Raw genomic sequence first — 13,941 nt, 5'->3', positions numbered from 1 at the left:
AAGATATCCTAAATTAAACTTACTCGTTCTCACTCAGGCAATAGACTTTTCATGAAAACTGAAGACCTTAAACTGTTCCTTCGCGTTGTTGAATTAGGTAGCTTTACCGCTGCTGCAAATGCTCTCGACCTACCCCGAGCTAATGTCAGCAGACGCATCAACGACCTTGAGAAAGAGATTAATACTCAACTCTTTCACCGTACTACTCGTTCACTTTCCTTGACGCACAATGGAGAAAGTTACTTTTCGAAGGTTCAAAGAATCGTAGAGCTGCTCGATGATGCAAATCAAGAGGTGACCTTTTCAAGCAAAGAGGTCTCAGGAAGAGTCAAATTAGGCTTAATCGCAGAGACCTACGAGTTTATTCAGTCCGCACTGTTTGAGTTTCATGAACAATATCCCAATGTGGAAATCGATTTGCGCACTGTGAGTAATGGCTTTAAAGAGTTTTATCAACATGGCTTAGACATCTCTTTTCACGGTGGCAAGCTAGAGGACTCAGACCTTATAGCCAAGCCATTAATAACACTTAAGCACTCCCTATTGGCATCCCCTGAGTATCTTCAATCTCATGCCAAAATAAACTCATTGGAGGATCTCAAACAACATGAGATTTTATGCTATCGCTGGCCCAGTGGCAGTGTTGATAACCTATGGCTTTTTGATTCAGACCAGATCCTCGTCTCTCCCTGGCTAGTATGCAACAGTGTTGGACTTATTCGTCGATCATTGGTTATGGGTAAGGGGATTAGCTTTCTGCCTGATGCCATGGTTCAAGAGGAGTTAGAGCAAGGCAAGATAGTGAGAATTTTATCAGATCTTTCATCCGTTGGTTATCAGGCTTATCTACTCCACCCAAAACCGCAAACGTTGAACCATGCTAGTCGCATATTGATAGACTATTTAGCGCAAAAAATCCCAGAATATCCTTTATTGTCTCAAAATTCATGACAGTGATTCTTGTGAATGACAGATTATCTCTGTTGAGCAAACTCTTACAATCGGGCTCTACAATTAAGGAGCCCGAATATGCCATATTCCAAAACAATAGTAGCGAGCACCCTAGTCTTGCTACTAAGTGCCTGCCAACAAATTGAATCTACACCAGAGATCGCCTCTAAGCCTCAACGTAGTATTCAAGTCGTAGAGTTACAAGACCCGACATCTCAAGCTACAAAGCAGTTTACTGGAGTGGTACATTCGCAGGAAAAGGCCGGACTCGCGTTTCGAGTTCCAGGCACCATAAGTGAATTATTGATTAAAAAAGGCGATTTTGTCGAAAAAGGTCAAGTAATCGCGCGCCTAGACCCTCACGATTATCAAGTTGCCCTTGAAGAATTTGAAGCTCGCATGCTTGAGGCGAAATCTGCACACAAACTAGCAAAGGCTGAACTCTCTCGAGTTAAACAAGCCATCGATGATGACGCAATCGCCAGCGTTAACCTGGACAGAGCCATCAGTGGTTATGAACGAAGCCTATCTGCGGTCAAAGTAGTACAAAAAAACATTGAGCGTGCGCAAGATACGTTGAGTTACACAGAACTCAGAGCGCCGTTTAGTGGTGTGATAGGTGGCGTTAACTACGAGCAACACGAGCAGGTACTTCCTGGTATTGCTGTTGCGTCACTTCAAGACAATAACCGTCTTGAGGTAGATATTGATGTACCTGAAAACCTGATACATGAATTCAAACCGCATCAGTCAACGAAGGTGACATGGTATCAAGCCAAGCACTCAGTTCCTGCCACCGTGAGTGAGGTTGCCTCTCAACCACACTTGATCAAGCAAACCTATACGGTAACCATGACCCTTGATGCTTCATCTGAGATGTTGTTCCCTGGAAAATCCGTCACTGTTGTTGCCAATCTATCCATCGGCGACTCCTCTTACTGTGTTCCCTACTCTTCCATCCTAGGCAATAAGCACGATATGCGAGTCAACGTGGTCAACCAAGGCATTATAGAGTCTCGACCAGTAGAGCTGGATTCCATCGATGCAAACAACGCCTGCATAAAAGGTGATTTATCGGCCGGCGATCAGATCGTCATTAGCGGTACGCACTACCTGAATGAAGGTGACAAAGCAGACAAAATTACTGTGCGCGAGATATAGGAACAGCAATGATTAATCTAGCCGAATTTGCCATCAGACAACGAACCTTTGTGCTGTTTTTTACAGTGCTGAGTATTATTGCAGGCCTCTATTCCTACTTTGATTTAGGAAAACTGGAAGACCCCACGTTCACCGTTAAAACGGCAGTGGTGGTCACACTTTACCCTGGCGCCAGTGCTGAAGAAGTGGAACAACAAGTTACCGATACCGTTGAAACAAAACTACAAGAGATGGCACAGCTTAATCGCTTACGTTCATTGTCTCGTCCTGGTATCTCAATGGTGTTTGTGGATCTTAAAGAGAGCTTAAACTCGACAGAGCTTCCTCAACAGTGGGACTTGCTTCGTCGTAAGGTCTCTGACGTGAAACTGCAACTGCCATTGAATGCTCAAATCTCAGTCATTCAAGATGAGTTTTCTGAGGTGTATGGCATGTTGTTTGCTATTCACAGTACCGACGCCGCTCCAGAAGAACTGCGCCAATATGCAGAAGAACTACAACGCCGCATCAAGACGGTTTCGGGCATCAAGAAAATTGAGCTTCATGGGGTTCAACCTCGCGTAGTCAATATCGATATGCCGGATGAGCGCTTAGCGCAATATGGCCTATCCGTTGCTCAAGTTTGGAGCCAGCTCAATACTCAAAATATGACCTTTGAAGCAGGGCAATTTGCTGCTGACCAAGAGCGAATTCGAGTCCAGCAAACCAGCGAGTTTAAATCACTCGCAGACATCAAGAATCTGGTCATTCAAGGCGGCATAAGCAAGCTGGGTACCGGCATGATCCGCCTTGGCGACATCGCTGATGTAACCATGGGTTACCAAACCCCGGCCCTGACTGAAAATCGCTTCAATGGCGAACCTTCCGTCACGCTTGCGGTGAGCCCTGTAGACGGCATCAATGTGGTATCGCTTGGTGATACGATCAATACCATCATTAGCGATTATCAAGCCGAACTGCCACTGGGTGTGGACATCTCTACCGTGGCTTATCAACCAGAACAGGTACAGATCGCCATCGATGACTTCGTGGTGAATCTCATGGAGAGTATTGCGATTGTATTTGTCGTGCTACTGATCTTTATGGGGTTCAAGAGTGCCAGCATAGTTGGCGCATCTCTAATGATCACCATCTTGCTGACGTTAATCTTCATGAACGTCATGGGAATAAACCTGCATCGAGTCTCTCTTGGTACCTTCATTCTTGCTTTGGGGATGTTAGTAGACAACGCCATCGTGATTACCGATATGATGCAGTCCAAAATGAACAAGGGTATTGAACGAACCAAAGCCGCAATAGATTCAGTGAAAGAAACCGCGGTTCCCCTACTTGGTGCGACCGTCATCGCTATCATGGGTTCAAGCCCTGTGCTGTTTTCAAAAACCGATGCAGCCGAATTCGCAGGGTCGGTTTTTAGCATTATCGCTTCATCTCTATTGCTTTCTTGGCTGATCGCAATGACCTTAACCGCATTAATGTGTTGGATGTTCTTGAAGCCAAGTAAGAAAGGCGCAGATCAAAGAAATCCACTGTATAGCAAAATCATCAATGCCATTGTTGATAACCCAATTAAAACACTGACCACCCTAATTCCTTTGATTGTGGCTACAGCGGTGTGTGTTCCTTATATTGCAATCAACTTCATACCTCAATCAGACCGTCCCATTGTGTTCTTGGATTACTGGCTTCCTAATGGGGCCAAGATAGAGCAGACCTCTAGTGACATGAAAGAGATCGAGCAATGGTTATTGGCACAACCTGAGGTAGAAAGTATCTCTAGTTCGGTGGGTGCAAGTGCTCCAAGGTTCTCGGTAACCGTAGAGCCTGAGCCACTAGACCCAGCTTATGGTCAAATCTTGATCAATGCTACCGACTACTTTGCCATTGATGCTCTCGTAGAGCGCGGAGACAAATGGCTGGCAGAGAACTTCAGTAACGCAGAGCCAAGATTCAGAGCCCTCAAGCTAGCCACTTCAGATAAATATGCTGTAGAGGCACGTTTCTCTGGTCCAGATGAAGAGGTACTGCATCAACTTGCAAACGAAGCCAAAGCTATTTTTGCTCGCAACCCTGATGCCAAATACGTGCGTGATGACTGGCGCCAACAAAGCAAAACGCTCATCCCCATTATCAATCAAGATAAAGCCCTACGTGCTGGCATTAACCGTGCAGACATTGCCTTTGCCATGAAACGCGGTACCAACGGCATGCCACTTGGTCGCATGAATTTGAATGATGAGTTAATTCCGATTCAGCTGCGTGGCTCTAACCAAGATATGTCTTCACTAGAAACTTTGTCAGTGAAATCGCTACTGGGTTTGCACTCTGTGCCTCTAGGCCAGGTTATCGATGGCTTCGAGCTTGAAAACGAAGAGAGCATGATCTGGCGTCGAGACAGAGTTAAAACCATTACGGCACAGGCTGCGGTATCTCGTTCTACGACTCCTGCAAACGTACGCAATGCACTTAAAGATCAGATAGAAGACATCTACCTTCCTCCTGGCTACAGCATGGAATGGGGTGGCGAGTATTACGATGAGAACAAGGCCGTGGTCGACATCATGAAACAACTGCCAAAGGCATTGGTCATAATGACCATCATCATGATTGCGATGTTTAATGGCTTTAAACAAACCGCCATTATCTACACCACCCTGCCTCTTGCGGCAACAGGTGCAACCTTCTCTTTGCTTTTGTTGGACAAACCGTTTGGTTTTATGGCCTTGATTGGCGCTATCACCCTTACCGGTATGATCATCAAGAACGGCATAGTGCTGATGGATCAAATCGAGCTTGAAAGACGTAACGGCCTTGAGCTTTCAGATGCAATTAAAGAAGCCACTATGAACCGTACCATGGCAATTTCCATGGGCGCATTGACGACCGCGTTGGGCATGATTCCACTATTAAGTGACTTATTGTTCGACCAGATGGCAGCGACCATTATTGGCGGTCTTGCGGCTGCAACGGTTCTGTCACTGATGGTGATGCCGGCCATGTATAAACTGGCATACAAAGAAAAACAACCGACTCAAGAAACCAGCACAGAGATGGCATAAGGGATATTTTGATGAAACTAATACAAAAACTTACCCCGATTGCGTTTGCATTGTTAATTGCAGGTTGTGCCGTCGGTCCCGATTACCAAGAGCCTGAAACCACTATGGCACAAACCTACCTATATGCAGGTAGTGACGCCAGCGTAGATTCAGAATATTGGTGGAAGCAATTCAATGACCCGACACTAAACCAGATGGTGATTGACGCTCAGCAACAAAACATCCCCTTAAAGGTTGCTGCACAGCGCATCAAGATGGCGGACTCCTACAAGAAGGCCATCGAATCCTTCAAGGTACCGACAGTCAGTATTGGTGGCGGTTACTACAACTATCAGCTAAGTAAGAACGACTCACTGTTGGGGCCTGCACTAAACCCTATCGATGTACCTGGAGGGGGCTCTGTGACTCTTCTGGATAATCAACATGATGGTGGTTTTGTTGGTGGGTCTATTAACTGGGAGTTGGACCTGTTTGGGCGCATAGACCGCCAAGCTAACGCTGCTTCAATACGCGTAGAGCAAGCGGAAATATATCAAAGCGGGCTCACCACTCTCATTACGGCGGATTTAGTACATAACTATGTTCAGTATCGTGGTGCCAGAGAGCGCAAACTACTTGCTATGCGCAACATTGAAGATCAAGAAAAAACACTAAAGTTGGTCGAAAGAGTGGTCGCATCTGGCTACGGTTCGGAGATGGATTACGCGCAAGCTAAGGCTATGCTGGCGGCCACGAAATCCATTATTCCGCAACTTGAGATTGCGGAGCAAGTACACAAGCATAGACTGGCTATCTTGCTTGGTGAACCACTCACCCAGATTGATGTGCGCTTGTCAGATGATACACAGTTGCCTGAACTATCAGCTCTCATCCCGGTTGGTCTTCCCTCTGATCTGTTAAAGCGCAGACCGGATATTAGGATTGCAGAAAGGGAAATGGCTGCGGTAAATGAGGAGTTGGCAGCCAGTGTAGCTAACCGGTATCCAAAGTTCTTCTTAACCGGCACTCCGGGCGTATCAGCTAGCAGCTTCGATGACCTATTCAGCAGTGACTCATTTGGTTGGGCTGGAGCCGTTGGCGTCAGCTGGAATGTGTTTGATGGCGGTAGAGGAAAAGCCATGGTTGAGCTCAACGAAGCGCGCTTTAAATCCGCGGCCATGACCTACCAATTCACGGTCGATTCAGCGTTTGCTGAGGTCGATTCTGCATTGTTTGCCTATGGTCGTAGCCAACAAAACCAAACCCAACTTAACGAAGCGGTGGAAGCAACAGATAACGCTGTATCCAAAGCCAAGTCTCTTTATAAAGCGGGTCTAATCGATCACTTGTCCGTTCTTGATGCACAGAGACAACAGCGTGTCATTCAAGATCGCCAGGTCGCGGCCAAACTTCAATCAGCTAATAGCACCATTGCAGTCTACAAAGCACTGGGGGGAGATTGGAGCGTAGCGCCAAAGGCTTAACCTTAATCGGATGACCGGCGGAGAACATCGTACGGTCATCCTGAACTCATTGTTATCAATAGTCGAAGAAATCCAAGACCAAGCTATTCGCTTGGACGGTTCAACTCATCAGTTACCGCTAAAAACAACATTTCTAATCTGGGCGAAACAATGGAATTTGACGGGAACAAACTCAATCTCAGTTCATTCTTTACCAAAGAACAGCACAATTATGCTGTTCTTTGGTATACGCCTAAAACAACGCGTGCCTTTTCAACGTGATTAGCGAATATATCCTCAATCACAAACAAATACGGTTATTCTGCTCAAGCATTTATCATCGTTCCTTTAGTGTGTGCGTTCTTCATCGATTTAGCCAACGCCATAATCATCCCCTATTTCCTAAAAATGATGTAGGGCATAAGTAAAAACCAATGAATGCATGCTTATTATGACCAACACCAACAAACTACTGTCGTTAATTATTGTGTCTGTAGTGCTGTTAGGTTGTAGTGCCCGAAACAAAGCATATAACCAAACGCAAAAAGTCTATGCGAACAAAGATGCTTATAAGGTAGAAAACTTCATACATTCGAACGATGAAGTTACGTTAGTACTTTCATTTTCTGGAGGTGGCACTCGAGCCGCTGCATTGTCTTATGGCGTATTAGAAGGATTGCGCGACACGCATATCAATATCAATGGTAAGGACGTAAGGCTCCTTGATGAAGTTGATATTATCAGCTCTGTATCTGGTGGTAGTTTCACCGCAGCCTACTATGGTGTGCATGGTGAAAGCACCTTTGATAGTTACAAAGAGACTTTTCTTTACCACGATGTAACCGATGATCTTACCTCTATTGTCTTATCTCCTGTGCACTGGTTCTCTAAAAAAACACGCACGCGAGAGGCTGAAAATTATTATCAAAGCCATATATTTGATGACAGCACCTTTTCAGATATACCAAAGGAAGAGGCACCGTTTATCATCATTAATGCCACAGATATCTCGACAGGTACTCGCTTCTCGTTTACTCAGGAATACTTCGATTTAATTTGCTCTGATTTAAACGCTTATTCGGTTTCAAGCGCGGTTGCTGCATCATCCGCTGTACCCCTTATATTTTCTCCTGTAGTGCTGGAAAACAGAGATGATTGCGTCATTCATAACGAACACTCTCCAATATTTGATGCGTCCAACTATAGAAATAGAAACGCTCAAGCCTCTATCGCACACTACAGAGACAAAGAGCAAACCCAATATTTGCATCTTGCTGATGGTGGTATTACTGACAACCTAGGGCTATTGGCTATCTATGAGATAATGGAATATCTGAGACAGAATGAATCGCATCGCCTCATGCCTAGAAATCAACAAGGTAAAATAAAGCCATTGGTGATTATCTCCGTCGATGCCTCCACAAATCCAGATATTGGCATTGCAAACAGTGTAGAGCCACCATCAATAAAACAGACCGTGGATGCCATTACTGATATACAACTGCATAGATACAATGATTCGACCAAAGATTTGATGATTGAAGCTATGGACGAATGGGCTTCAGATGCATCTATTCATGGAGAAGTGGCCACTCCTTATTTTATTGAAATCAGTTTTAACAAGACTATGAGTAGCGATGCTCGGTTCTCTCTTAATCAAATTCGTACAGATTTCAAATTGGTCAATAAGGATGTAGATTTGTTGATTGATGAAGGTAATCAACAATTAACACAAGATCGAGTATTCCAAGACTTCATTAACGCTCAAACCTTGGTTACTCATCGCACTGAACATTCGGATAATTAAAGTAAAAACTTGGTGCTGTTGCGATCTATTGAAACGGGAATGGGTTTTATGCAGTTCGTGGTAAGAATCGTGCTATTTACTTATCGTAAGCGGCAATAACTCCACATTATTTCTAACCCTGATGATGACAGCAAGCATCAGGTTCAACCATGTCTTTAGTTACGAGGACAGGCAACATGGAACGCTTAACCTAATCCCAAAAAGCAAAAAAGCCACTTCTAATTGAAGTGGCCCGCTTTGACTCAAAATTGAAGATTAGTGAGTCACGTTTAGATCGTAAAACGTCGCTTGAACATAGTCGTCTGGCTTACCTGATTTGTTTTGGTTGTATACACCAGCTTTGAAGTACATGTACTGACCACCTTCGTCGTAGCCACTCTTAGACATGTCTACTGTTTTAACGATGTCGTCTTTACCTTCACGCATGATAGTCGCCGTTAGCTCGTTACCCGTTACGTTGATGCGGTAGCTAAATACTTCGCCGAGCTTGATGCCGTCTTTAGGCTCTGCTGGAGTAGCGTCTTGGTTCCAATAGTTTGGAAGTGAGTTGCCAATCATGTCGTGCCAAGTTTCATCTCCAAAGTTTTTGCGTGGTTCATGTGCAAAGTAGATAGAACCTGTTTCATGCTGAGGCAGTTTTCTGTAGTAAAGACGAATTGGCTCGTCGTTGTTTGCATGGATCTGGCCTACGATCACACGGCCTACCTGCCAGTTTTCACCAGTAGTGGTTACGTGGTCAACTTTCAAAGTTGCTTCTAGCGTACCGTCAACACCAGCGGCTGCTTTTAGGTCTGCTTGCGGTGCACTAGAGAATACCCAGTTGTTACCGTTAACACCCTTAGTCTTATAAGCAGTGTTACCACGGCGGTTCATCTCACGAAGCTCAGAACGAGTGTAAGTGGTGTTCTTAGATGTCTTAGCGCCAGCAATGGGTGCTTTAAATACCATGCCACCGTCTTCATCTAGGTAGAAGAATTCAGCATCTGAGTAGCCACCCGCTAACTCTTTCTCCTTGATTTGGTCAGATTTACCATCGTTATTTGAATCCACTGGTACGCTGATAGTCCAGCCAAGAAGATCAAATTTATCAGAAGGTGCTTTCGTTTCAGCTTGTGCACCTGCACTGATGGTTAGTGCTACAGCGAAAGTAGCAATTGTGCTTAAAGCAAATTTCTTGCTAGTTGCAACACTAAGGGTCTTTGTATTCATCATGAGGGTTCAACTCTATGTCGTATTGTATTATTTAATCGAATACTAACATCGAATTTTGATGTTTAGCACCTACCTAAATGTGAGGCAGATCATACATTCATAGTTCTGTAATAAATCTTTACCTTGATGTATATGCAGCATCAATACCGGCTCTGAGCACTTATTCATGAAACCAAAAACTACTCATTTTGCGTTACAAAAAGGCATACTCAATCAACAGCACACATTATCCAAACTGCTAATTGAAGAAATAGTGAGGACTAAAAACTAATAGTAGTCTTGATCGGTACGTGATCTGATCCAAAGATCTCTAACAATGCCTCTCTTGAACACAAAGTGATTTGCTCAGCCGTATCAGACTTTACCCACAAATGGTCAATGGAAGCCATCGCCATCGCAGGAAGCTCAATCTCTGACCTTACCCCTTTCCAGCTAGCTACTGGCATCGAAGTGTATTCACTAAACCTTGCTTTATAAGCGTGGTTTGAGGCAGACAAGTTAAAGTCTCCGATTACCATGTTTCTTGGTGTTGCCGACGAGGCCGCTAGATGTTCAACGGTGCGTATCAAGGCGTCCCTTCTATACCAAAGGGTTTTATTTCGAGGGGATGGCGGATGTGCCGCTAGTATACCCACATCAATACCTTGACGTGGTTGCCAGACCCCACTAATGATATTTTGACCATCTGGGGTGCGATATACCGACATGCCGTAGAGCGTTTGGCGACTTAAGATCAATTGATTTGATGGATAGCCTATCTTAGCTTGTCCCCCATAACGATAAGGAAAAAGTTTAAATAAACGATCGAAGAACTGGCCGTGCTGAGGGGAGACCTCTTGCATCACCACTAAATCCGGGCGCGTAGTCTCAATATACTCAACAAATTGCTCCAGATTAGTGTTTTCAAAAGCGAGGTTATACTGAATTACAGTGACACTGTCACTGCAAGTTGAACCACTCAACGCACTCTTCGTCGGAGTGAGAACCAAGAACAACAAAGCAAGTGCTGTATTCATAACCGCCAACGCACGCCACTTAGCCATGACAAAGAATAAAGCCAGCGCCAGGTAGATAATGACCATTAAAAATGGAATAGCGGTAAGGTTCTGAGTCCACCAATAGGGAGATACATAGCACCACGCCCATATGGCAAGTGGTGCAAGGCAAGATAAAAAGAGGAGTAATGTTTTGATACGCAGAACTCTGAACCCAAACTTATTATTAGTTTAGATGCTCAAAGTGCTTATGCTATCAATCCATTAAAGTATCTATGAAATCAGCGCTCTTCTAGTCCAGTACACAACCGGTAAAATGACTTTGAAACATGGCTTCTGTTTCTTCATCCATAACCCGAATGTCTAAAATGACATCTTGCAGTTTCGTGGCTGCTAGTCGATGCTGTGGTTCGATCTGATATTCCACAGCGATCTGCTGTTCGTATAGACGCCAATGTGCCAATAAGCATTCATCTTCATCTTTACCTGGCCAAGTGATCGCCATAAACGGCTTAAATGCCGTTGCACCACCCGCATGAATCATGAATTGCCACATCACTACATCCGAATTAACAGTACCGTCTCGCACAACATCTGGGGCGCAGGTATTCGTCATTTCGACAAGTTTTTGGATATTACTTCTCATTTCACCAAGATGTTTATCCAACTCTTCAATCTCATTCTCAGGGTGATGAATGTAATCGAGCATGATTTGAATCATCTGAGGTTTGCGAAGCATATAGCCCATCAAATAACTCAAAAACAGGTAAACGCGTTGTCGAATAGGTAAATCCGCAGAAATGGCTTCGTTAAGCTTATCTGTGTAGTCACTCATATACTCATGAATACTCTGGATAATTGCAGACCATATTTGGTTCTTCACACCAAAATAGTGCCTAATCAAGCCATGAGTAACACCGGCCTTCTCGCTAATATCGCGAATAGTTACCTGGTTATAACCCTTTTCACAAAAAAGGAAAGCCGCGCTCGTCAGTATTTTTAGTTTCGTACGCTCAGCTTCTTCTGCTGTTCGGCGCCCCTGTTTTCTTTGATTCATTCATTACTCCAAGATATCTCTCTTCATAGTATCACCATTTTGATAATTTTTTTTACTACACAGCTGTAAAATATATTGATCAAACTTATATTGTCAATTTATACTGCACACATGTGTAATAAACAGGACGCGTATTTTGAAGAACTTTCCTAAAGGACTGCTCATCACGCTATTAACCCTATCGATAGCTGGTTGCTATCAAGCAACATCGAATGAGCCAGCATTAGAAATGACCAAACCCGTTAAAATCGTCAGGTATGAAGCAAATCCAAGCTCCACACCCTTTCAATTTTTAGGCGAAGTCTCCGCCACTCAAACCACCCCTATTTCATTTAGGCTTGGTGGCGAAGTGATTGATATCCATGTAGAGATGGGGCAACAAGTGAATAAAGGCCAGCTATTGGCAACGCTTGATAAAACTGACTATCAGTTGCAACTGCAAAGCAAGACGGCTGAGTTCGATCTGGCTAAGTCTCAATACCTACGAGCAAAACGCATGGCTAAACAAAAATTGATCAGTAAGGATGCCTTTGAGCAAACCCTAACTCGCTATCAATCAGCCCAAGCTGAGCTAGAGCAAGCACAGACGGATCTTTCTTATACCGAGATTCATGCTCCCTTTAGTGGTGAAATTTCCTTAAGGTTTGTTCAGCCTTATCAACTTGTTGCACCTCAACAACCTATTTTCAATCTCGTTGATACCTCTTCTTATGAGGTTGTTGTCGCTGTGCCTGTCACTACCGCACATAAGTTAATGGGTAGAGAGTACTCTTTAAGCTTTGAACTTGATGGCGTGCCTGACAAGCCGATGCAAGCCAAGATCAAAGAGGTTTCTAGTCAACCTGATAAAGATACCAACAGCTATCAAGTTACGACTGAGATCTTCGACCAAAACGTTCCCCTTTTGCCTGGTAGCTCAGGCAGACTGACGGTACATTTTCCTGCAGAATCACTCGATCATACGCATATCTCAGAGAGTGCTTGGATCACCATTGAAACCGATCAACAACACGCCAAGGGCGAGTTGTGGGTATTTGATGAGGAAACTTCTCGAGTCGAGAAAAGAGAGATTTTGATTGATAAAACAACGGGTGAGCTGTCTGGTTTAAAGGATGGTGAGTTTATTGTCGAAAGTGGCGTCCACTCTCTAGTGGAAGCACAACGTGTACGCCCTTGGACAAGGGAGCGAGGCATTTAATGAAAAAGTTACTGGTTATTTCTGGTTTAAGTATCGCACTTAGTGGGTGCTTTTCTAACACTCAGGAACACATTCCGCGTCCTATCTATGTCGACTCTTATACCGTGCATGAAGAAGTCTCTATTAGCGAGCGAACCTTCCAAGGAACTACAATACCTGCTGATATGACGCCTCTAGCGTTTCGATACAGCGGCAAGCTAAAGCGCCTAGAGATTAAATCAGGTGATGAAGTAAAAAAAGGCGATGTGCTCGCTGTGCTTGAAACCACCAAGCTAAAGCAACAAATCAAAGACGCCAAGGCACAACTTGCCTTAGCAACAGCTCAATACAAACGCGCCGAAACTCTGCAAAGCCGAGGTATGATCTCTGAGTCTGAATATGACGAACTGAAAGCAAACCAAAAGCTTTTGGACGTTCACTATAAGGTACTCAACCAAGAGCTAAAACACTCTAAGATCCTAGCGCCTTTTGACGGTGTCATTGCCACTATTGAAGCGGAGAGCTTTCAAAATGTATCGAGTGCTGAACAAGTGCTGTCGATATATAAAGACAAGACTATCCATGTGGATATACCTGTTTCTGAAGAGTTTATTCATCAGATAAAACTTCAGCAAAACCCTTATGAGGTGATGGCTGAGGTTCGCTTTGCTAGCTTGAATAAAAACTACCAAGCCAAGCTTAAGCTCTTCTCAGCGGAGCAAGTTACTGAACTAAAAGGCTACCTAGCTCGCTTTGAACTGGTTGAAACAAGCAGTCGAATACTACCGGGTACCGCGGCTCTAGTAGCTATAGATGTTGAACAATTTGAAGCAAGCACGCACACCGCTTTACTCGTCCCATTGAAACTGCTTGTCGCTCAATCAGAGCCAAGTGAATTTTCAGTTTGGAAAGTAGACAGTGAAGGAAATGCAGAACTAACCCCAGTGTCAGTCTCGTCAGTTACCGCAAAAGGTGCATTGATCGCTCAAGGCGTAGACTCTGGCGATCAGCTTATTGCTTCTCAACTATCAAAACTTACCCAAGGTAAAGCTATCCAATTTGTGGACGGAAACCAGTAAT

The 13,941-nt window shown here is 44.3% G+C and carries 9 protein-coding genes and 2 pseudogenes; 8 read left to right on the top strand and 3 right to left on the bottom strand.

Going from position 1 to position 13,941, the window contains the following annotated elements:
• Positions 1-51 precede the first annotated feature (51 nt).
• The 6 genes and pseudogenes from D5I41_RS06570 to D5I41_RS06545 all read left to right on the top strand — a co-directional run bounded on the left by D5I41_RS06570 (position 52) and on the right by D5I41_RS06545 (position 8,420).
• On the top strand, positions 52-951 hold the full coding sequence (locus D5I41_RS06570; protein ID WP_119009091.1) for a LysR family transcriptional regulator: 900 nt from the start codon (positions 52-54) through the stop codon (positions 949-951).
• Between the two features lie 78 nt (positions 952-1,029).
• Positions 1,030-2,112, top strand: a complete 1,083-nt coding sequence (locus D5I41_RS06565; protein WP_119009090.1) for an efflux RND transporter periplasmic adaptor subunit — start codon at positions 1,030-1,032, stop codon at positions 2,110-2,112.
• An 8-nt stretch (positions 2,113-2,120) separates the two neighbouring features.
• Positions 2,121-5,171, top strand: coding sequence for an efflux RND transporter permease subunit (locus D5I41_RS06560; protein ID WP_119009089.1), 3,051 nt, complete (start codon positions 2,121-2,123; stop codon positions 5,169-5,171).
• A gap of 11 nt (positions 5,172-5,182) precedes the next feature.
• Positions 5,183-6,634, top strand: a complete 1,452-nt coding sequence (locus D5I41_RS06555; protein WP_119009088.1) for an efflux transporter outer membrane subunit — start codon at positions 5,183-5,185, stop codon at positions 6,632-6,634.
• 282 nt (positions 6,635-6,916) lie between these two features.
• Positions 6,917-7,030: pseudogene (locus D5I41_RS21415) on the top strand (sodium/glutamate symporter); the annotation flags it as partial.
• Between the two features lie 34 nt (positions 7,031-7,064).
• Positions 7,065-8,420, top strand: a complete 1,356-nt coding sequence (locus D5I41_RS06545) for a patatin-like phospholipase family protein (protein ID WP_235868873.1) — start codon at positions 7,065-7,067, stop codon at positions 8,418-8,420.
• Positions 8,421-8,675: 255 nt separating this feature from the next.
• Here D5I41_RS06545 and D5I41_RS06540 read toward each other — a convergent pair.
• The 3 genes and pseudogenes from D5I41_RS06540 to D5I41_RS06530 form a co-directional block, all read right to left on the bottom strand.
• A pseudogene (locus tag D5I41_RS06540) lies at positions 8,676-9,518 on the bottom strand (polysaccharide lyase family 7 protein); the annotation flags it as partial.
• Positions 9,519-9,892: 374 nt separating this feature from the next.
• Positions 9,893-10,648 (bottom strand): endonuclease/exonuclease/phosphatase family protein, encoded by a 756-nt coding sequence (locus tag D5I41_RS06535; RefSeq protein WP_235868872.1) that lies wholly within the window; start codon positions 10,646-10,648, stop codon positions 9,893-9,895.
• A gap of 271 nt (positions 10,649-10,919) precedes the next feature.
• Positions 10,920-11,684 (bottom strand): TetR/AcrR family transcriptional regulator, encoded by a 765-nt coding sequence (locus D5I41_RS06530; RefSeq protein ID WP_119009084.1) that lies wholly within the window; start codon positions 11,682-11,684, stop codon positions 10,920-10,922.
• 136 nt (positions 11,685-11,820) lie between these two features.
• Here D5I41_RS06530 and D5I41_RS06525 point away from each other — a divergent pair, with 136 nt between their 5' ends.
• Positions 11,821-12,882, top strand: a complete 1,062-nt coding sequence (locus D5I41_RS06525) for an efflux RND transporter periplasmic adaptor subunit (RefSeq protein WP_119009083.1) — start codon at positions 11,821-11,823, stop codon at positions 12,880-12,882.
• Entirely contained in the window at positions 12,882-13,940 is a 1,059-nt protein-coding gene (locus D5I41_RS06520) for an efflux RND transporter periplasmic adaptor subunit (RefSeq protein ID WP_119009082.1), read from the top strand. The genes D5I41_RS06525 and D5I41_RS06520 overlap by 1 nt, the downstream gene beginning before the upstream one ends.
• Position 13,941: the final 1 nt, after the last annotated feature.

The organism is Vibrio superstes (assembly GCF_003569005.1).
GTDB lineage: Bacteria > Pseudomonadota > Gammaproteobacteria > Enterobacterales > Vibrionaceae > Vibrio > Vibrio superstes.
This window is presented reverse-complemented; position numbering and strand designations above follow the sequence as displayed.

Bases quoted from the DNA above. Each gene is read 5' to 3' on its own strand.
- D5I41_RS06530 (WP_119009084.1), bottom strand. From the start codon at position 11,684: ATGAATCAAAGAAAACAGGGGCGCCGAACAGCAGAAGAAGCTGAGCGT.
- D5I41_RS06570 (WP_119009091.1), top strand. From the start codon at position 52: ATGAAAACTGAAGACCTTAAACTGTTCCTTCGCGTTGTTGAATTAGGT.
- D5I41_RS06555 (WP_119009088.1), top strand. From the start codon at position 5,183: ATGAAACTAATACAAAAACTTACCCCGATTGCGTTTGCATTGTTAATT.
- D5I41_RS06520 (WP_119009082.1), top strand. From the start codon at position 12,882: ATGAAAAAGTTACTGGTTATTTCTGGTTTAAGTATCGCACTTAGTGGG.
- D5I41_RS06565 (WP_119009090.1), top strand. From the start codon at position 1,030: ATGCCATATTCCAAAACAATAGTAGCGAGCACCCTAGTCTTGCTACTA.
- D5I41_RS06560 (WP_119009089.1), top strand. From the start codon at position 2,121: ATGATTAATCTAGCCGAATTTGCCATCAGACAACGAACCTTTGTGCTG.
- D5I41_RS06535 (WP_235868872.1), bottom strand. From the start codon at position 10,648: ATGAATACAGCACTTGCTTTGTTGTTCTTGGTTCTCACTCCGACGAAG.
- D5I41_RS06545 (WP_235868873.1), top strand. From the start codon at position 7,065: ATGACCAACACCAACAAACTACTGTCGTTAATTATTGTGTCTGTAGTG.